The following is a 19,801-nucleotide window of genomic DNA, read 5'->3' as shown; positions in this document are numbered from 1 at the left end:
GGGAGACGAGTGTCTGCTTCCGCCGGTGACGAGACCAGCTACCTGGTCGGACTCAACCTGACGGACCGTCGTGTCGTGGTGGTCGGTGGCGGCACCGTCGCCCAGCGCCGCCTCGGGTTGCTGGTGGCGTCCGGCGCCGACGTCCACGTCGTCAGCCGCGAGGTCACTCCGGCCGTCGAGGGCATGGCGACATCCGGGCAGATCACGCTCGAGCTGCGCGACTACCGCGACGGCGACCTCGACGGGGCCTGGTATGCGATCGCGTCCACCGACGAGCCCGACACCAACGCGGCCATCGTGGCCGAGGCCGAGCGGGGTCGCATCTTCTGCGTCCGTGCCGACAGCGCCCGCGACGGCACCGCCGTCACCCCGGCCACCGGAAGCTTCGACGGACTGTCCCTCGGCGTGCTCGCGGGCGGCGCGCACCGGCGTTCGGCCGCGGTCCGCACCGCGCTGATCGAGGCACTCCAGTCCGGTGCCGTCACCGACACCGACGAGGCACCCGCGCCCGGCGTCGCCCTCGTCGGCGGCGGCCCCGGCGATCCGGACCTCATCACCGTCCGCGGCCGCCGGCTGCTGGCTCGCGCCGACGTCGTCGTGGCCGACCGCCTCGCGCCCCCGGAACTGCTCGCCGAACTCGGCCCGCACGTCGAGGTGGTCGACGCCGCCAAGATCCCCTACGGCCGCGCGATGGCGCAGGAGGCGATCAACGCCGCGCTCGTCGACAATGCGAAGGCCGGCAAGTTCGTGGTCCGGCTCAAGGGCGGCGATCCGTACGTGTTCGGCCGCGGCTTCGAGGAACTCGAGGCGTGCGCGGCCGCCGGTGTCCCGGTCACCGTCGTCCCCGGCATCACGAGCGCGATCTCCGTGCCGTCCGCAGCGGGCATCCCCGTCACGCACCGCGGCGTCACCCACGAGTTCGTGGTCGTGAGCGGTCACGTCGCGCCCGACCACCCGGACTCGCTGGTCGACTGGGCGGCGCTGGCGAAGTTGCGCGGCACCATCGTGCTGCTCATGGCGGTGGAACGGATCGAGCAGTTCGCGGCCGTTCTCGTCGCCGGCGGCCGCCCCGCCGAGACGCCGGTCACCGTGATCCAGGAGGGCACCCTGCGCACCCAGCGGGTCCTGCGGGCCGACCTGGCAACCGTCGCGGTCCGGGTTCGGGAGGAGAACATCCGCCCGCCGGCGATCGTGGTCATCGGCACGGTGGCCGGGTTCTCCGCAGACTCTCGGTAACGTGAACTCTCGTGTCTGACTCCACCGCCGTGAAGTACCCCGTGACCACGCGGGCGTTCGGCCTCGCGATCGTCGTCCTCAGCGGCATGCAGCTGATGATGGTGCTCGACGGCACCGTCGCCTCGCTCGCGCTCGCCAAGATCCAGGAAGACCTGGGGCTCAGCGATTCCGGGCGCAACTGGGTGATCACGTCGTACGCGCTCACGTTCGGTGGCTTGATGCTGCTGGGCGGTCGGCTCGGCGATGCGTTCGGCCGAAAACGTGTGTTCATCGGCGGCGTGGCCCTGTTCACGGTCACGTCGCTGCTGTGTGGGCTCGCGACCAACGAGGCCACCCTCGTCGCTGCTCGCGCCCTGCAGGGTGTCGGCGCGGCGATCGCGTCTCCGACCGCACTGGCACTCGTTGCGACGACGTTCGCGCCCGGACCGGTGCGCAATCAGGCCATCGCGATCTTCGCGGCGATGACCGGTGTCGGCTCGGTGCTGGGGCTGATCGTCGGCGGCGCGCTCACCGAGGTGTCGTGGCGGTGGATCTTCCTCATCAACGTCCCGATCGGCCTGGTCATCCTGCTGCTCGCCTTCCGGGCGCTGGAGGAGACGGGTGCCGAGCGCCTCAAGCTCGACGTCCCGGGCGCGATCCTCGCGACCCTCGGCTGCACCGGCGTCGTGTACGGGTTCACCGAGGGACCCGAGATGGGTTGGGGCAGCCCGCTCGTACTGATCGGGCTGGTCGGCGGATTCGTCCTGCTGGGCGCGTTCCTCGCGGTGGAGCGTCGCGCCGAGAACCCGCTGCTGCCGTTCACGCTGTTCCGCAACCGTAGCCGCGTCGCGACGTTCATCTCTCTCGCCCTCGTCGGCATGGTGATGTTCTCGCTCGCCCCGTTCGTCGCGCTGTTCGTGCAGGACGTCCTCGCCTACACCCCGCTGCGGGCCGGTCTGGCATTCGTTCCGTTCGCGTTCGGACTCGGCGCGGCCGCGTTCGTGGCCTCCAAGATCGCGGTGAAGGTGCAGCCGCGCTGGCTCGTCGTCGCCGGCACACTCATCACGTTCGTCGGGCTGATGTACGGCTCGACGCTCGACGCGTCCGCGACGTATGTCGGAAACCTGTTCGTGCTCGTGGTCGGGGTGGGCTTCGGTGTCGGCCTCGCGGTGGTGCCGCTGCCGCTGTGTGCCATCGCCGGTGTCGGTCCGAGCGAGATCGGCCCCCTCGCCGCGATCGCTCAGGTGGCGCAGACACTGTTCGGCCCGGTCGGTCTCGCGATCGTCGGTGCGATGGCCACGTCGAGGACCCTGTCGGAGGGCGGCGTGTCCGGCATTCCGGCCGCGGACATGACGTCCGCCCAACTCGACGCCCTCTCCAGTGGCTACACGTTCGCGCTGCTCGGTTGCGCGATCCTCGCCGCGCTCGCCGCCCTCGCCGCGCTGTTCATCCGGTTCACGCCCGAGCAGGTGGCGCAGGCCCAGGCCGCCGAGAAGGCGGCGCAGCAGGCGTAACCGCCCGTGCGCCTTTTTGGTAGCCGGCACTACCGAAAAGGCGCACAGGTGCGGAGCGCCTTAGGATTCCCCGAGTGGCCCAGACCCTGCTGTCCGTCCTGCTCGCGCTGGCCTCCGCGTTGTGCATCGCGATCGGGAACGTCATGCGCCAACGGGCGGCCGCGACGACGTCGTTGTCGGCCTCACTGCGCGACGGCACGTGGTGGGCCGGGGCCCTCGCCGGCGCGGGCGGCTATGTCCTGCAGGCGGCGGCCCTCGGGGTCGGGTCGCTGCTGCTTGTGCAGCCGCTGTTGGTGCTCTCGCTGATGTTCGCGCTGCCGCTGAGCGCGCGGCTGTCGGGCCGGGCTGTGCGGCCGTCGGACTGGGCGTGGGCGGCGACGCTGACGGTGGCCGTCGCGCTGTTGGTGGTGGTCGGTGATCCCAAACCGGGTGCCGAGCGTGCGGAGACGTGGCACTGGGTGGTCGTCGCGGCGATCGGGGTGCCCGCGCTCGTGCTGTGTCTGCTCGGTGCGCGGAGCGGGTCCGCCGCCCGGCGCGCCTTGCTGTTCGGTCTCGCGGGTGGCGCGCTGTTCGGTGTGGGAGCGGTGCTCACCAAGTCCGTGGTTCACCTGCTCGCGCGGGGCCCGATCTCGCTGCTGACGTCGCTCGAGGTGTACGTGCTGATCGCGGTGTTCGCGGCCGCCGTCGGGATCCAACAACTCGCGTTCCGAACCGGGGAACTGCAGGCGTCGCTGCCCGCGACGACGGTCTCGGAACCGGCCGTCGCGGCGCTGCTCGGGTTCGTGGTGCTCGGGGAATACCTCGACGTGGGGCGCGGCGTGGGCCTGCTGCTGATCGGTGCGCTCGTCGCGACGGCGGTCTCGGTCGTCGCGCTCGCCCGGGGCGCCGCCGAGCACGAGAGCGGTGCCGCGGTCCGTGCGGTACCGAGCGGTGTCAGGTGAGGATGATCAGTTCCGAGTCCGACGCGATCTCCACCCGCAGTCCCGACTTCGCCGCGACCCGGGCCACACCTTTGATGTCGGACGGCTCCGCGCGGGTCACCGTCAGTGCCCGCGCCAGCAGTCCCTTGTGGTGCTTGTTGAAGTGGCTGACCACCTTGCGTGACCCGTCCGGTTGTTCGGTGAGGACCGTCGCGATCACCGCGTCGGGCACCGGGCCCAACTGCTGGTAGGTGCCCGAGCGCAGGTCCACCACCAGACCGCCGTCGGCCTCCGAGAGCAGCGCGTCCGTCAACTCCGGCTTCCACAGCGACTGCAGCGTGCCGAAGCCCGGCAGCTTGGAGCCGCCCGACAGCCGGTACGCCGGGATGGGATCGCCCGCGCGGACGGCGCCGAACAGCGCCGAGCCCATCGCGAGCCGACGGAACGCCTTCTCCCGCTGCACTTTCGTGAACGACTTGGCGTCGAGGGCATCGAACAGCACACCGGTGTAGCGCTCGAGCGCTGGACGGGTGGGGGAGACCCACACCTTGGCGTTGCGTTCGATCTCGTCGGCCTGCTTGGGGCCGAGCCCGAGCGCCAGGTTCGACGCCTCCGTGTCGGCCGCGAGGTCGACGAGCGCCGACACGAGCATCTCGCGGGTCTCGGTCAGCTGCGGCATCGACAGTTCGCCGAGGTCGAGCGGCGCGCCCTTGCCGCCGTCTGACTTGGTTTCGGAAGGGGGTATCAACACCAGCACAGTAGGTAACCGTACCGGTGTTGCCGACGGGAAACAGGCCTGGCCTCCGCCCCCGAAGGGCGAAGGCCAGGCCGGGGGAGCTGTGTCGGATCAGGCGCGACGACGCAGTGCCGTCACCGCCAGACCGGCGGCGATGGCGCCACCGATGGCGAGCGGAGCGATCGGCAGGCCGCTGTCGGAGGACGAGTGGACGCTGGCGGCGTTCTCGATCTCCGGAGCATCGACGACCGCGTTCGCGGGTGGCAGCGGGGCGAAGGCGATCGGCGTCCGGGTGTCCTGGGTCCGGTCCGTGGAGCCGTGGGCCATCACGGTGCGGATCGAGCACGCCTTCACGTAGCAGTTGGAAGTGCCCTTCAGCGCGGTCGCGGAGATGCTGCCGGTCCAGGAGCCGTCCACGATCTGCGCCGGGGTGACGAATGCCGTGGTGATCCATGCGGCGGAGTTCGTGGTCGAGAACTGGTCGTCCTGGACGATGCCGTAGTAGAGGCCGGTGCCGGCGGCGGCACCCTGGAACCCGGTGCCCGAGACGGTGATGGTGTCACCGGCGACCAGATTCGTGGTCTTGTTCGCGGTGACCGTAGGTGTCGGCACGACGACCGGCGGAGCGAACGTGACCGGTGTCTGCGTGTCCTGGCTGCTGTCGGTGAGCGTGTTGTGGTCGGCGAGCGTGAAGATCGCGCAGGCGTTCTCGTAGCAGTTCGCGTCACCCTTGATCGCGGTGGCCTTCAGGGTGGTGGTGAAGCCGCCGTCGACGATCTGGGCGGGCTTGATCCACTTGGTGGAGTGGAAGACGGCACTGTCGGTGTTGGAGTACCTGTCGACCTGTGCGAGAGCGACGTAGATGCCCTGGCCGCCGCGGCCGAAGCCGGTGCCGGTGACCGTGATCTCTTCGTCGTTCGTCAGGCCGGTGGACTTCGAGACCGTCACCGCCGGACCGGCCGGAACGATCGGCTGCGCGAACGTGATCGGGGTCCGGGTGTCCTGGCTGCGGTCGCTGGAACCGTGCGCGGCGATCGTGTAGATCGAGCAGGCGTTCACCAGGCAGTCGGAGCCGGCTTTGACGGCTTCGACGTCGATCGCGGCGCTCCAGGAACCGCCGACGATGTCGGTCGACCTGAGCCACTTGGTGGTCATCCATGCGGCCGCGTCGGTGACCGAGAACTTGTCGTCCTGCACCAGGCCCACGTAGATGCCGTCGCCGCCGCCGGAGAACCCACTGCCGGTGACCGTGATCGTTTCACCGGCCGCGGAAATGTCGGCGGACTTCGAGACCGTCACCTGGGGCGCCGGGGTCTCGGGGCCCGGATCGCTGGAACCGAGGCTACCCAGCGAACCGAACGGGCTGGTCTGCGCTGCCGCGACGCCCATCGGCAGCGTGCAGGCGACCGTGGCGGCAACCGCCAGGACCGCGGACTTTGTTAGCGCGCGCATCTTCCTACTTTCTGGTGTGGTTCGCCGAGAGCTAGGCGAAACTTAGGTAAAGCTAGCCTTTGCTCAGGGCGGAGTAAAGGGGTTGCTCTGTTCGCTTTCGCGCGAAATGGATTGTGTTCCAGCAGTTTCGGGCATGCCTCGAGTGGGGCATCCGTTCACGGATGCCCCACCCGAGGCGGCGATGCTACGCCCGGCGGCGCAGCGCGACAGTGGTCGCGACCGCGAATCCGGCTCCGATGACGGCGCCGACGAGCAGCGGGATGATCCAGGCGGTGCCGTCGGAGATCGCGTCCGCCAGATTGCGGATCGCGGAGTCCGACGTGTTCGACTCGTTCGCCGCGGCGGAGGTGCCGCCGTCGGTGGGTCCGCCGTCCGCGGTCAGGGCCGCGGCTGCGGCCTTGTCTGCGTTGGAGGCGTCGGGGTCGTCGCCGAAGCTGACCGGCGTCTGGGTGTCCTGGCTGCGGTCGCTCGAGCCGTGCGCGGCGATCGTGTAGATCGAGCAGGCGTTCTTCGTGCAGTCCGAGTCGCCCTTGACGGCCTGGACCTTCATGCTGGTCGACCACGCGCCGTCCTTGATCCGGCTGGGCGTGATGAAGGCGGTCGTCATCCAGGCGCCCGCGTCGGTCGTCGAGAACTTGCTCTCCTGAATCAGGCCGACGTAGATCCCGGGCTGTTCACCCGAGAACCCGGTACCCGAGATGGTGATCTCGTCGCCCTCGACCTTCAGGCCCTTGGCCTTCGACAGCGTCACGGCCGCGGTCTTCGCGGCGCCCGGAGCGCCTGCGGCATTCAGCGCCGGAGGCGCGGTCACGGTGCCCGGGGCGACGCCGCCGACGAAGCTCACCGGCGTCTTGGTGTCCTGGCTCCGGTCGGAGGAGCCGTGCGCCATCACGGTGTAGATCGAGCACGCATTCTTGATGCAGTCGAACGCGCCCCGCGTCGCCACCATGTCCACCGACAGCGACCAGTTGCCACCCGAGATCTGCTCGGGTTTGACGAAAGCCGAGGTCATCCACACCGACGCGTCGGCCGCCGAGAAGACGTTGTCCTGGACGAGGCCGACGTAGAGGCCGGGGGCCGCGCCGGAGAAGCCGGACCCGGACACCGTGACCGTCTCGCCGGCCGGGTTGATGTCGCTCGACTTGGAGAGCGACACCGACAGGCCACTGTTCGCCGTGAACGTGGTGCCGGGGGCTGCGCCCGCCGCGCCGGGGCCGGTTGCGGTCCCGCCGCCACCGCCGCCGCCGCCGGTGACCGGCGGTGCGGTTCCGACGAAGCTGATCTTGGTCTTGGTGTCCTGGCTGCGGTCCGACGAGCCGTGCGCGGCGAGCGTGTAGAGGGCGCACTCGTTGTTGATGCAGTCGCCGTTCGGGAAGGCGCCGATGACGTCGATCGTGGTGGAGAAGGAGCCGCCCGGCATGTCGGTCGGCTTGATGTACTTGGTGCCGTAGAACATGTCGGCGTTGGTCGACGAGTACTTGTTCGTCTGCGCGATGCCGACGTAGATGCCCATGCCTGTGGTGGAGAATCCACTGCCCCGGACGCTGATCTTGTCTCCTGCGGCGTTGAGCCCGCTGGTCTTGCCGACGCTGACGCGCGGTCCGCTGCCGGTCACCGGGGGCGTGGCGGTGGTCGGCGGCGGCGTGGTCGTCGGAACGGTCGTCGTCGGTTTCGGCGCCGTGGTGGTCGGCTTCGGTGTCGTGGTGCTCGGTGTCGTGGTGCTCGGAGGCGTCGTCGACGGAGGGGGTGTCGACGGCGGGGGTGTCGAGGTGGTGGGTGCCGGTGTGGTCGTCGGGGTCACGGCCGCGAACGACACCGGGACCTTGGTGTCCTGCGAGCGATCGCTCGAACCGTGGGCCGCGACGGTGTAGATCGAGCAGGCGTTCTCGATGCAGTCGAAGGCGCCCTTGGTGGCGGCGACGGTGACGCGGGTGCTCCACGCGCCGCTGTCGATGTCGGCGGCTTTGATGAATTCCATCGCCATCCACGCGCCGGCGTTGGTCGACGAGAACGCGTCGTCCTGGACGAGCCCGACGTAGATCCCGGCGCCGGCGCCGGAGAATCCGGCGCCCGAGACGGAAATCGTGTCGCCGTCCTTCAGGCCGGTCTTCGGGGAGACGGTTGTGACCGGAGTGCTCGGAGCGGCTTGGGCAACCGGTCCGCCGCCGGTGGAGGGGGCGGATACGGCAATGCCGACCGGCAACGCCAGCGACATCGCGACTGCCATGGTCGCGAGGGCAGCCCTGCGTAACGCGTGCATCTTTCTTCTTCCTGGTCACAGCCGCGGCTGCGTGCAGAAGCCACGGAGAGAGGTAAGCCTGTGGTTACAAAGGCGAGGCTAAGCTACCTCGAGTTTGGTGGATTTGGGTGTGTTACGCGGTTTACGCGTATCACCGACCCGCGAGTGGTGTCCGAACCATCGCCGGGACCCGTGCCCTCGATCGGTCTCCGCAGTTCAACCGACTAGGCTGGTGCCCCGTGATCACTCGCATGTCGCACCTGTTCCTCCGCACCCTCCGCGACGACCCGGCCGACGCCGAGGTCGCCAGCCACAAGCTGCTGGTTCGCGCCGGCTACGTGCGGCGCATCGCGCCCGGCGTCTACTCGTGGCTGCCACTGGGCCTGCGGGTGCTGCGCGAGGTCGAGCGCGTGGTGCGCGAGGAGATGAACGCGATGGGCGCGCAGGAGATCCTGCTGCCCGCGCTGCTGCCGCGCGACCCGTACGAGACGTCGAACCGCTGGACCGAGTACGGGGCCGGCCTGTTCCGTCTCAAGGATCGCAAGGGCAACGACATGATGCTCGGCCCCACGCACGAGGAGCTTTTCGCGCTCACCGTGAAGGGGGAGTACAACTCGTACAAGGACTTCCCGGTCACCCTGTACCAGGTGCAGACCAAGTACCGCGACGAGGAGCGGCCCCGTGCCGGCATCCTTCGCGGCCGCGAGTTCGTCATGAAGGACTCGTACTCCTTCGACCTCACCGACGAGGGCCTGACGGCGTCTTACCAGGCGCACCGCGACACTTACGAACGGATCCTCGCCCGTCTCGGCGTGAAGTACGTCATCGTCTCCGCCACCTCGGGGGCGATGGGCGGCAGCGCGTCGGAGGAGTTCCTGGCCGAGAGCGAGATCGGTGAGGACACCTACGTCCGCTGCCTCGAATCCGGCTACGCCGCCAACGTCGAGGCCGTCAAGACGCTCGCGCCGGCGCCCGTCCCGTTCGATGGACTGCCCCCCGCCGAGGTGCGTGACACCCCGGACACCGAGACCATCGACACCCTCGTCGAGTGGGCCAACGGGGCCGACCTCGGCAGGACCGTCACGGCCGCGGACACGCTGAAGAACATCATGGTGAAGACCCGTGTGCCCGGCGGGGAGTGGGAGCTGCTCGCGATCGGTATCCCCGGTGACCGCGAAGTGGACGAGAAGCGCCTCGAAGCGTCGCTGGAACCGGCCGAGTATGTGCTCCTCACCGAGACGGACTTCAGGAACAACCCCTTCCTGGTGAAGGGTTACATCGGCCCGAAGGCGTTGCAGGAGAACGGCGTCCGCTACCTCGTCGACCCGCGCGTCGTGGACGGCACCAGCTGGATCACGGGCGCCGACGAGGAGGGCAAGCACTACGTGGGCCTCGTCGCCGGACGGGACTTCACCCCCGACGGCACCATCGAGGCCGCGGAGGTGCGCGACGGCGATCCCTCGCCCGACGGTGCCGGCGCACTGGTCGCCGCCCGCGGCATCGAGGTCGGGCACGTGTTCCAGCTCGGTCGCAAGTACACCGACGTCTTCGGCGTCGACGTGCTGGGCGAGAACGGCAAGCCCGTCCGTCCCACCATGGGTTCGTACGGCATCGGCGTCTCCCGACTGGTCGCGGTGATCGCCGAGCAGCATCACGACGACAAGGGGCTGCGCTGGCCGTCCGAGGTCAGCCCGTTCGACGTGCACCTCGTGATCGCCAACAAGGACGATGCCGCCCGAGAGGGCGCCGAGGCCCTGGCTGCCGAGCTGGACAAGGCTCGCGTCGACGTCCTGTTCGACGATCGCAAGGCGTCGCCGGGTGTGAAGTTCAAGGACTCCGAGTTGATCGGTGTCCCACTGGTGGTGGTCGTGGGCCGCGGCTTCGCGGAGGGCAACGTGGAACTGCGCGACCGCTTCACCGGGGAATCCCGTGAGGTGCCCGTCGACGCCGCGCTCGACGAGATCCTCACCGCGGTCCGCAGCTGATCCGATCCCCGGAAGTCGATCGCCGCGCCACGGCGACCGACTTCCGGGAGTCAGTCGATCGGCTCGGACGGGTATGCGTCCCGGGCGATCCGGGCGTCGTAGTCGGCCCGGCCGGAGCCGATGTCGAGGAATACCGTGTCGAGCCCGAGCGTCCGGCGCAGTGTCGTCGCGACGGGTCGCGGGAACAGCTGCCACAACGCACTTCCCGTCGACAGGCGGCGTGGTACGACGGCCTGGCGTCTGCCTCGGCGGACCACGGTGACGACGGCCCGCGCCACCTCCTCCGGGGGGTATGGGCCGGGTCATCCGGCCGGGCGCCGTGCCCGACACGAGTGCGGTGTTCGTGAACGACGGCAGGACCGTCGACACTCGCACACCTCGGTGGCGCAGTTCGGCGTCGAGTGCCTCGCCGAACCCGACGACCGCGAACTTGGTGCCGGTGTAGACGGCCATACCGGGTGCGGGGATGCGTCCGGCGATCGAGGCGACGTTCACGATCCGCCCCTCGCCGCGCCGTGTCATGCGCCGAGCGGCGGCGCGGGAGCCGTTCATCACTCCCAGCACGTTCACGTCGACGGCCCGTCGGATCACTGCATCCGGCTGTTCGAGGACGGGACCGATCGGCATGATGCCGGCGTTGTTTATCCAGATCGCGACGGGGCCGAGTCGCGATTCGACGTCGTCGAGGAAGGTCTCGACCGACGACGTGTCGGTGACGTCGAGGAATGCGCCGTGAAGGCCGAGTTCCTCGGCGGCGAGGGCGGTCCGAGCCGGGTCGAGGTCGCCGATCGCGACGTGCGCCCCGGCGTTCCGCAGGGCCGCGGCCGTGGCCCAGCCGATGCCCCGAGCGCCGCCGGTGACCACCGCGACGCGGCCCATCGGGTCGATACCGCTCATGTGTGTTTCTCCTTCAGGTCATCGAGCGTGCCGCGCTGGACCTTCCCTGACGATCCCCGGGGGAGGATGTCGACGAAGACGACGTCGCGGGGCATCCGGGACCGCGGCAGCCGGTCGGCCACGTGGGCGCGAATCGCTGCCTCGTCGACGGCTTCGTCTCCGACCGCGACGACGTATGCGCGCAGGCGCTGTCCGAACTCGTCGTCGTCGACCGGGGTGACGGCCGCGTCCGCGATCGCCGGATGGTCGAGAAGTACGAGCTCGACCTCCTCGGGGAAGACGTTCTCGCCGCCGGAGACGATCATCGAATCGGACCGGCCGCAGACGTGCAGCCGGCCCAGTTCGTCGAGATGCCCACGGTCGCCGGTGTCGAGGAAGCCGTCGTCGCCGGAGCGTCGGGTGCCGTCGGTGTAGGCGTCGATCTGGGCGGGCGTGCGCACCAGGATCCGGCCCTCCACGCCGACGGGCAGGGCACCTCCCGTGTCGTCGACGATCCGGAGCACGGTGCCGAGTGTGGGGCGCCCGGCGCAGTTCGGGGCCTCCGCGAGATCGGACGGCGTCGCGATACTGACGTACGCGGCCTCGGTCGAGCCGTACAGGTTGTGCAGTGCCGGGCCGAAGGAATCCGAGACCGCCCGCACGAGCGCGGGTTCCAGCCGAGCGCCGCCGCTGGCGACGATGCGTAGTGCAGCGAGATCCGCGCTCCGGACCCGGTCGCCGAGGTCGACGATCCGGCGGAGCATCGTGGGCACCGCAACGAAGGCGCCGCAGCGGAAGCATTCGAGGTCGGCCAGGGCGGTCGCCGCTTCGAACCGCGGGCGCAACACCAGTGTCCCGCCCAGCATCAGGGTGAGTACCGCCACCAGCAGCCCCCAGCCGTGGAAGACGGGCGCCGACAACAGCACCCGCATTCCGCCTCGGAGCGGGATGCGTTCGAGCAGGCCCGCGGTCAGCAGCAACGTCCGGGGCTCGGCGCGCGGAGCTCCCTTCGGGACGCCGCTGGTGCCGCTCGTGAGGATGACCAGCGACGCGGGATGTGCCGGACGGGGCGGGAGGGAGCCGTCGCCGCGGTCGACGAGACGGTCGAGCGCGTCGTCGGGCGCTTCGCCGCCGTATCGAGCGCACCAGCTTCGGCCGCCGAATGCTGTTACGGCGGAACGGAACTCCTCGTCGTGGACGAGCGCATCGAGGCGTTCGCGTTCGGCCACGACCGCCACCTGCCGTGGGCCGAAATCGGCGCCGAGCAGCACCACCCGGGCGCCCACGGCGGCCGCCGCGCACAGCGTGACCAGCGCATCGGCGTGATTGCGACACAGGATCCCGATGCTCGGTTGCCGGCGGCGACCTGGAAACTCGGAGCGCAGGGCGCCGGCCAGGCGGTGGGTGCGGTCGGCGAACTCGGCGAAGGTGAGGCTGCCACGGTCGTCGATCACCGCGGTGGTGTCGCCGTGCACGGCAGCGCAGTACGCCGGCAGCCCACCGAACGGGCCCAGCCGGGCGACGGCCCGGACTCCCGCGAGGGCGGCGCGGGCGTCGCGCGGGAACATCCCGGCGGACCACAGGATGCGGGCCGCCGCGGCCTCGTCTCGGAGCCGGACGGCCGGAACCGGAAGCTTCATGGTGCTCCTCGTCAGCGGTGTGGGAAGAAGAGTTTCGCTCGATTGGCCAGGTTGAGGGCGCGTAGCAGCGTGGCCCGGCATCGGTCCGGGTAAGCGGTCGGGATGCGCTGGGACGTGATGGTCTGCGGCTCGGTGTACCGCACGATGCCCTCGCGCCCGTGTCGGCGACCGATGCCGCTCGCGCGCATGCCGCCCATCGGTGCGCCGAGCGCCGCGATGGCGGACAGGTAGCCGTCGTTGACGTTCACGCCGCCGGCGACGATTCGCTGCGCGATCTTCCTGCCCCGCTTCGGATCCCGGGACCACACACTTGCGCTCAGCCCGTACTCGCCGGCGCTGGCGGCCAGCACGGCGGCGTCGTCGTCGGTCACCCGGTACACCGACACGACGGGTCCGAAGGTCTCCTCCGCGAACGCGAGCATGTCGTCGGTGACGTCGGCGAGGACGGTCGGGTCGTGGAAGAGCGGACCCAGATCCGGGCGCGGACGGCCCCCGGTGAGCACCGTCGCGCCCTTCGTGACTGCATCCTCGACGTGCCGGACGGTGGTCTCGAGCTGCCGTTCCGAGGTGAGCGAACCCATGTCGACGTCGTAGGTGTACCCGGGCCCCACTCGGAGCCGGCGGGTCCGTTCGACGAGTGCCTCGACGAACCGGTGGTACACGTCCTGGTGCACGTAGATCCGTTCGATGCCGATGCACATCTGTCCGGCGTTCGAGAAGCATGCCTGCACGGCTCCGGTCGCCGCGGCCTCGACGTCGGCGTCGGAGCACACGATCATCGGGTTCTTGCCGCCGAGTTCGAGGGACGCGCCGATGAGACGGTCGGCGCACCGGCGTCCGATCTCCCGTCCTGTGGCAGTGGAACCGGTGAACGACACGTAGTCCACGGCGTCGATCAGCGCCGGCCCGATCCGGCTGCCGGGACCGGTCACCACCTGCCACAGGTCCGGGTGCAGTCCGGCGTCGACGGCGAGTTTCCGGGCCAGCAGGAGAGTCAGCGGGGTCTGCGAATCCGCCTTGCTGACCACCGCATTGCCGGCGACGAGGGCAGGGATCACGTCCCCGACCGCGAGGAACAGGGGGTAGTTCCACGGCGCGATCACTCCGACCAGACCCTTGGGCCGGTACCTCACCCGCGCCGCGACGACACCCGGGACCGCGGACGCGGCACGGCGCGGCGCCAGGTGCGCAGCGCCGGTCCGGCCGTAGTAGGTGGCCACCTGGACCACACCCTGCACCTCGATCGCGGCATGTACCCGCGCCTTGCCGGTCTCCCACTGCATGAGGTCGCACAGTTGCCGCTCGTGCGTGATCAGGGCGCGAGCGAAACGCCGCATGATCGTCGCGCGATCACCGACGGGCGTCTCGGCCCAGCGTGCCTGTGCCAGACGGGCGGCGACGGCCGCTGCGGCAACCGAGTCCGGATCGGACTGCGGCACAGCGGGGAGCGGGGTGCCGTCGAACGGGGCGCGGGCGCGGTGCAGCCGCGCAGAACTGGGAAGCTGCCGGAGCAGGTCGTCCAGCAGACCGGCGCCGATTCCCGGCGGCGGCGCGGACAGCTCGGCGCCGGTGGTCGCGAGTGAGGTCACCGGTGCCTCCCCGACAGGGTGCGCTCGAGGCCGAGCGCACCGCTCACCAGACCAGGCGTACCAGGTAGCGCTCGGCGTAGCGGCGCACGGCGGCCTGATCCGAAAGATCCAGCTGACCGCGAGGATCGAGCATCAACGAGACCGCGATGCGGATGAGGATCTCGGAGACCGCGCGCAGGTCGTCGTCGGACATCGTGACGCCGCTGCGCCGCAGCGCGACCGTGACCTGCGCGGCGGCCTGCGCGATGGGCGCCCCGTCCGTGCGGGTGCTGAGCCCGAGGATCATCTCCGGTTCGCTCTCGAGAATCCGGGCGATGAGCGGTATCTCCTGCGCCATGCGGACGCCGCGAGCGAAACACTCGATCACCGCGCCGTGTGGATCCCGGTCCGCGGCCACCCGGTCCAGTTCTCCGAAGAAGAGCGCGGTCTCGCGCATCAGCAGGGTCTCGACGAGGGCATCCTTGTTCGGGAAGCGCCGATAGAGGGTACTGCGGGAGATGCCCGCCCGGCGCGCGATGTCGTCCATGTTGGTGCGCCGGATCCCGTAGCGCTCGAACTCGTCCCGCGCGGCATCGAGCATCACCTGCTCGGGTGACGCGGACGTCGTGGAGGGTTCGGCTGGCGTGGACATCAGGGGGAGCATATCGGCTGTCGGCGGTCGTCATCGTGCTCCCTGCAGCGGTCGCATCCGGACGGGCAGATGATCCTTGGGTACCGGCAACGTCGAGTTGTCGAGCTTCCACACGTAGTCCTCGGGCACCGACCACTCGTACCGCAGCAGCAGGTTGTGCATGATCGTCTTGATCTCCATCTGCCCGAAGTAGAGGCCGATGCACTTGTGCACGCCGCCGCCGAACGGCATCCAGGCGAAGCGGTGCACTCGATCCTCGGCACGTTCGGGTGAGAACCGGTCGGGATCGAACCGCTCGGGGTCGGTCCACAGGGCCGGGTCGTGATGGCTGACCATGCCGATGGCGCTGACATAAGTGCCCTTCGGGATGAAGTGGCCGCAGATCTCGGTGTCCTGGACGGCCCGGCGGGGTAGTCCGGGGACGGGAGCGTTCAGGCGCAGCGATTCCTTCATGATCGCGTCGAGCACGGTGAACCGGTCGAGCGTGTCGTACGAGATCTCGGGTGGGAGTTCGCGGGACTGCTCGCGGGCCGCGGCCTGCCACTCGGGGTGCTTGGCCATGTAGTACGTCATCGTGGTGAGCGTGATGGTCGAGGTGTCGTGCGCGGCCATCAGGACGAAGATCATGTGGTTGACCACGTCCTCGTCGCTGAAGGTGTGGCCGTCCTCCGACTGTGCGTGGCACAGCACCGAGAACAGGTCGGGGGTCGCGGTAGCGCGCTTCGCCGGCAGGTGCCGGTAGAAGAACTCCTCGAGTATCCGGCGCCCGGCCAGCCCGCGCGACCACTTGGTGCCCGGAACGTTCTTGCGGACGATCGACAAGCCCGCCGCGACGCAGTCCACGAAGGCCTTGTTGATCCGGTCCGCCTCGTCGCGAGGCAGGTCGAGCCCCAGAAAGATCTCGAGCGCCAGATCCAGCGTCAACTGTTTGAACTCGTCGAGCAGCCGGATGCGGTCCCCGAGCGGGAAGTGCGCCACGCGATCAGCGAGCATCGGCTGCATGTCCTGCAGGTAGCCCTTGAGGTGCGTGTTCGTGAACGCCTGCTGCATGATTCGCCGATGGTGGCGGTGCTCCTCGAAGTCCATCAGCATGATCCCGCGGCGGAAGAACGGCCCGATCAGGAAACCCCAGGCGGGCTCGTTCGCGAACGCCTTCTGCCGATTCATCGCGACCGCCTCGGAACCGTCGGCGGTGAGAGGGATGACGAACTTCAGTCCGAATGCGTTGAGGTATGTGATGTCGCCGAACAACTCTCGGCGACGGGCCACCATCGCGATCGGATCACGGACGAAGCGCAATACCTCGATCACGCCCGGATCGCCTGTGCCGTGAATGGGTTTCAGATCGCTGCCCGCGGGAACCGGGGCCAACTGCTTGTTACGCATGAGCACTCCTGGGCGTTCGCTGTGGGATCAGGCCGGTCGGTTGTGCAGAGGACGGGGATCGACGCCGACTCGCCGCCACGCGTCGCGAGCCCAGGGGAGGTAGAGCGCGCCGAGCGGGAGCCGGTTGAACACCGGATTCAAGGCGCGCATCGTCGCCGCGAACCGGCGGAAGCGCCTCTCCTTCTTCGCGTTCCACTCCAGCCCGCAGACCTCGCGCATCTGGTCCGGAAGGGTCCCGACGACGATGTTGCGAGTGAACGCATCGATCGGCGCGGACAGGACGGCCCACGCCGGTGCCGGGATGCGCCGCGGCCGCGGGACGCCCTTGCGGATGTAGCCCGTCGCGTACACGATCGTCTTCGTCGCGACGAACCGGTCGAGCATCGCGTTCCAGTAGTCGACGAACTCCTCGTACGTCTGCGGCTCGTTGCGGGCGCTCACGCCGTACAGCGCATACCAGCGCTTGCTCTCCTCGAAGATCCGGACCTTCTCGGCGTACGAGAGGCGCCGGATGAACGTGTCGGTGACGTACAGGACCTGATCGACGAATGTCGCGTGCGCCCAATAGAAGAGCTCCGGGTTGAGCGCGTGGTAGCGGGACCCGTCGGAGATCGTGCCCTTGATGGAGCGGTGGAAGTCGCGGACGGTGCGGCCCCAGTGATGGGGATCCCCGCTGTAGACGGTCTTCATGATCGGCGGCCCGCTGCGCCGTGCCCGCCCGAGGGTGTCCGAGAAGATCACCGAGTGGTCCTCGACGGCTTTGCCGAGCTGTTCGATGCAGTTCTCGGTGCCGGCCAGTCTCTGGAAGCCGAGGAGTCCGCGGACGTCGCCGTAGAACTTCCAGACCAGTGAATCGGGCCCGAGTGGAAGGGAGTGCTCGGTGGTGTGGTCGTCGACGAGCACGGGTTCGGCTTCGCGGATGAGGGCGTCGAATGCCGAGTCGGAACGAGGTGACGTCATGAGTGCCTTCTGCCGAGAGTGGGACAGTGGAACAAACATGTATCTCTGTGTCAGAACGTAGCAGTGGGTGATCGGCGGGACAAGATTTCCGGAGGATTTCCCGCAACGGCGCGCGGTCTGGCGCACAGTGGACGTGGAGGACCCGATCCGGGTGCCACATCCACACTGCGGAGGGCGAGGACATTGGGTGAACTGCTGCTGAACCCGCGCGACTACGACCCCGTGGACCTCGATCCGAACACGCGCCGCCTGCTGCGTGCGACGATCGCCTGGTTCGAGTCCCGGGGTAAGCGGCGGCTGCTCCAGGACGACCTCCACGCGGTTTGGACGGGGGACTTCCTAGACTTCGTGGGGCACGAGAAGCTGTTCGCGACGTTCCTCACGCCCGCAGCCGACTCGCACGGCGACCCCAACAAGCGCTGGGACGCCGCCCGGAACGCTGCGCTGAGCGAGATTCTCGGTTTCTACGGACTCGCGTACTGGTATTTGTGGCAGGTGACGGTGCTCGGCCTCGGACCGATCTGGATGAGCGCCAACGCCGCGGCCCGGGAGCGTGCTGCCGAGCAACTCGACGCCGGCGGCGTCATGGCGTTCGGGCTGTCCGAACGCGAGCACGGCGCCGACGTCTACTCCACCGACATGCTGCTCACCCCGCAGGACTCGGCCGGCAGCGGGGACGCGGTGTTCCGTGCGAACGGCACCAAGTACTACATCGGCAACGGCAATGTGGCCGGCATGGTGTCCGTCTTCGGCCGTCGCACCGACGTGGAGGGCGCGGAAGGGTACATGTTCTTCGTCGTCGACAGTCGACACCTGCACTACCGGCTGATCGACAACGTCGTGCACGGGCAGATGTACGTCAGCACCTTCGCGCTCCGCGACTACCCGGTTCGTGAGCAGGACATCCTGCACACCGGGCCGGATGCGTTCTCCGCGGCTCTCAACACCGTCAACGTCGGCAAGTTCAACCTGTGCACCGCGTCGATCGGCATGTGCGAGCACGCCTTCTACGAGGCGATCACGCACGCGCACAACCGGATTCTGTACGGCAAGCGCGTCACCGATTTTCCGCACGTGCGGGCCAACTTCGTCGACGCCTACACCCGGCTGATCGCGATGAAGCTGTTCAGTGCTCGCGCCGTCGACTACTTCCGCAGTGCAGGTCCCGAGGACCGCCGGTACCTGCTGTTCAATCCGATGACGAAAGCGAAGGTGACGTCGGAAGGCGAGACGGTGATGGCGTTGCTGCACGACGTGATCGCCGCCAAGGGCTACGAGAAGGACACGTACTTCCGGGAGGCTGCCGAACTGATCGGCACGCTGCCGAAACTCGAGGGCACTGTGCACGTCAACGTTGCACTCATCCTCAAGTTCATGCCCAACTATCTGTTCGCGCCCGCCGAGTATCCGGAGGTCGGCACCCGCACCGACGCCACCGACGACGACTTCTTCTGGCGGCAGGGCCCGGCCCGGGGTTCGGGAAAGGTGCAGTTCCACGACTGGACCCGCGCATACGTCGAACACGGCGACATTCCCGACGTCGCGCGTTTCCACGAACAGGCGCTCGCCTTCCGTGAACTGCTCGCGACCGCCGGCCCCGACGAGGCCCAGCTCGCCGACCTCGACTTCCTGCTCACGCTCGGCCACCTCTTCGAGTTGGTGGTCTACGGACAGCTGATCCTCGAGCAGGCCGACATCGTCGGGCTCGACCGGGATCTCCTCGAGCAGATCTTCGACGTTCTCATCCGCGACTTCTCCGGCCACGCGGTGGCGTTGCACGGCAAACCGTCGTCGACGCAGGCACAACAGGAGTGGGCGCTCGGCGTGATACGCAAGCCCGTGGTGGACGCCGCCCGATTCGATCGGGTGTGGGAGAAGGTGGCCGCGTACGACGGCGCCTACGAGATGCGTGGCTAGATCGGCCGTGGTCAGCGGTCGGTGTCGGCCGAACGGATGACGGGTGCCCGTTTCGCCCGTAGGGTGTGACCCGCGCAATCGATACCGACCGCCGAATCCGGGGAGACACAGGCGAATGCAGAAGTTGAGAACAATCGTGGTCGCGGCTGCCGTGGCCGCACTACCGGTGGTGGCCGCGGTGCCGGCGAACGCCGCATCACTGAACATTCCGGGGCTCATCAGTCAGGGCATCGACACCCTGGAATACACGGCGGCGTCCGGGATCTCCGACACGGTGTCCTCGCTGGCTCAGTACACCGCCGCGCACACCTATCTCACCACCGGCGATCCGGCCTCCCGGTACATCGTGGTGCTGGGTGCCCGCCTGAACGCCGACGGGTTACTGCCCGCCGTCCTCAACTCGCGACTGAACACGGCCGCCGCGATCGCCCGTCTGCACCCGGCGAACAAGGTGATCGTCTCCGGCGGCCCGACGCAGCCGCTGCCGTACACCGAAGCGCAGGCGATGCTGGCCGGACTCGTCCTCCGAGGCGTCAATCCCGCGAACATCGTCCTCGACAACGATTCGTTCTCCACCGTCGACAATGCGCGCAACACCACCCAGATCCTGTCCGCCGCAGGGGCGGACGGTGCCGTGCTGGTGACCTCGGCGTCGCACATCGACCGTGCGCTCGCCACCTTCCAGTCGGCGTCCGGCCAGTTCCGGTACGTGCCTGTCGCGGCCCCCGGGTTCTGACTCGG

The 19,801-nt window shown here is 68.9% G+C and carries 15 protein-coding genes and 1 pseudogene; 6 read left to right on the top strand and 10 right to left on the bottom strand.

Going from position 1 to position 19,801, the window contains the following annotated elements; translation table 11 throughout:
• Positions 1-9: 9 nt before the first annotated feature.
• The 3 genes from cobA (at position 10) to PSS76_RS22145 (ending at position 3,670) form a co-directional block, all read left to right on the top strand.
• On the top strand, positions 10-1,236 hold the full coding sequence (cobA, locus tag PSS76_RS22155; RefSeq protein WP_069854970.1) for a uroporphyrinogen-III C-methyltransferase: 1,227 nt from the start codon (positions 10-12) through the stop codon (positions 1,234-1,236).
• An 86-nt stretch (positions 1,237-1,322) separates the two neighbouring features.
• Positions 1,323-2,729, top strand: coding sequence for an MFS transporter (locus PSS76_RS22150; protein ID WP_237171043.1), 1,407 nt, complete (start codon positions 1,323-1,325; stop codon positions 2,727-2,729).
• 74 nt (positions 2,730-2,803) lie between these two features.
• Positions 2,804-3,670: a DMT family transporter gene (locus tag PSS76_RS22145; RefSeq protein ID WP_084968735.1), complete on the top strand. Its 867-nt coding sequence runs from the start codon at positions 2,804-2,806 to the stop codon at positions 3,668-3,670.
• Here the strand turns inward: PSS76_RS22145 and yaaA are convergent.
• From yaaA to PSS76_RS22130, 3 genes are all read right to left on the bottom strand, one after another.
• Positions 3,663-4,406 carry a peroxide stress protein YaaA gene (yaaA, locus tag PSS76_RS22140; protein WP_005513833.1) on the bottom strand — a complete coding sequence of 248 codons (744 nt, stop codon included), beginning with the start codon at positions 4,404-4,406 and terminating at the stop codon, positions 3,663-3,665. The two genes, PSS76_RS22145 and yaaA, sit on opposite strands and share 8 nt — an antisense overlap.
• A 90-nt stretch (positions 4,407-4,496) precedes the next feature.
• Positions 4,497-5,837: a hypothetical protein gene (locus tag PSS76_RS22135; protein WP_084968736.1), complete on the bottom strand. Its 1,341-nt coding sequence runs from the start codon at positions 5,835-5,837 to the stop codon at positions 4,497-4,499.
• A 184-nt stretch (positions 5,838-6,021) separates the two neighbouring features.
• Positions 6,022-8,064, bottom strand: a complete 2,043-nt coding sequence (locus PSS76_RS22130) for a neocarzinostatin apoprotein domain-containing protein (protein WP_157419532.1) — start codon at positions 8,062-8,064, stop codon at positions 6,022-6,024.
• A gap of 251 nt (positions 8,065-8,315) precedes the next feature.
• On the opposite strand from PSS76_RS22130, the gene PSS76_RS22125 reads away from it, so the two are divergent.
• Positions 8,316-10,061: a proline--tRNA ligase gene (locus PSS76_RS22125; protein ID WP_013415725.1), complete on the top strand. Its 1,746-nt coding sequence runs from the start codon at positions 8,316-8,318 to the stop codon at positions 10,059-10,061.
• Between the two features lie 50 nt (positions 10,062-10,111).
• Here the strand turns inward: PSS76_RS22125 and PSS76_RS22120 are convergent, their stop codons facing one another.
• From PSS76_RS22120 to PSS76_RS22090, 7 genes and pseudogenes are all read right to left on the bottom strand, one after another.
• On the bottom strand, positions 10,112-10,339 hold the full coding sequence (locus PSS76_RS22120; RefSeq protein WP_337456626.1) for a hypothetical protein: 228 nt from the start codon (positions 10,337-10,339) through the stop codon (positions 10,112-10,114).
• A gap of 100 nt (positions 10,340-10,439) precedes the next feature.
• A pseudogene (locus tag PSS76_RS22115) lies at positions 10,440-10,940 on the bottom strand (SDR family NAD(P)-dependent oxidoreductase); the annotation flags it as partial.
• A gap of 14 nt (positions 10,941-10,954) precedes the next feature.
• Positions 10,955-12,577, bottom strand: a complete 1,623-nt coding sequence (locus PSS76_RS22110) for an AMP-binding protein (RefSeq protein WP_064057706.1) — start codon at positions 12,575-12,577, stop codon at positions 10,955-10,957.
• An 11-nt stretch (positions 12,578-12,588) separates the two neighbouring features.
• Entirely contained in the window at positions 12,589-14,166 is a 1,578-nt protein-coding gene (locus PSS76_RS22105; RefSeq protein WP_084968737.1) for a succinic semialdehyde dehydrogenase, read from the bottom strand.
• A 43-nt stretch (positions 14,167-14,209) separates the two neighbouring features.
• Entirely contained in the window at positions 14,210-14,809 is a 600-nt protein-coding gene (locus tag PSS76_RS22100) for a TetR/AcrR family transcriptional regulator (protein ID WP_064057708.1), read from the bottom strand.
• 18 nt (positions 14,810-14,827) lie between these two features.
• A complete protein-coding gene (locus PSS76_RS22095; RefSeq protein ID WP_064057716.1) occupies positions 14,828-16,183 on the bottom strand; it encodes a cytochrome P450 in 1,356 nt (451 codons plus the stop codon).
• 27 nt (positions 16,184-16,210) lie between these two features.
• Positions 16,211-17,143: an oxygenase MpaB family protein gene (locus tag PSS76_RS22090; RefSeq protein WP_064057709.1), complete on the bottom strand. Its 933-nt coding sequence runs from the start codon at positions 17,141-17,143 to the stop codon at positions 16,211-16,213.
• 183 nt (positions 17,144-17,326) lie between these two features.
• Here PSS76_RS22090 and PSS76_RS22085 point away from each other — a divergent pair, with 183 nt between their 5' ends.
• Positions 17,327-19,060 carry an acyl-CoA dehydrogenase family protein gene (locus PSS76_RS22085; RefSeq protein ID WP_013415731.1) on the top strand — a complete coding sequence of 578 codons (1,734 nt, stop codon included), beginning with the start codon at positions 17,327-17,329 and terminating at the stop codon, positions 19,058-19,060.
• 115 nt (positions 19,061-19,175) lie between these two features.
• Positions 19,176-19,796 (top strand): YdcF family protein, encoded by a 621-nt coding sequence (locus tag PSS76_RS22080; protein ID WP_013415732.1) that lies wholly within the window; start codon positions 19,176-19,178, stop codon positions 19,794-19,796.
• Positions 19,797-19,801: the final 5 nt, after the last annotated feature.

The organism is Prescottella sp. D32 (assembly GCF_037287305.1).
Lineage (GTDB): Bacteria > Actinomycetota > Actinomycetes > Mycobacteriales > Mycobacteriaceae > Prescottella > Prescottella equi.
Note: the sequence above shows the minus strand (reverse complement) of the source record. Positions and strands in the feature narration are given on the sequence as shown.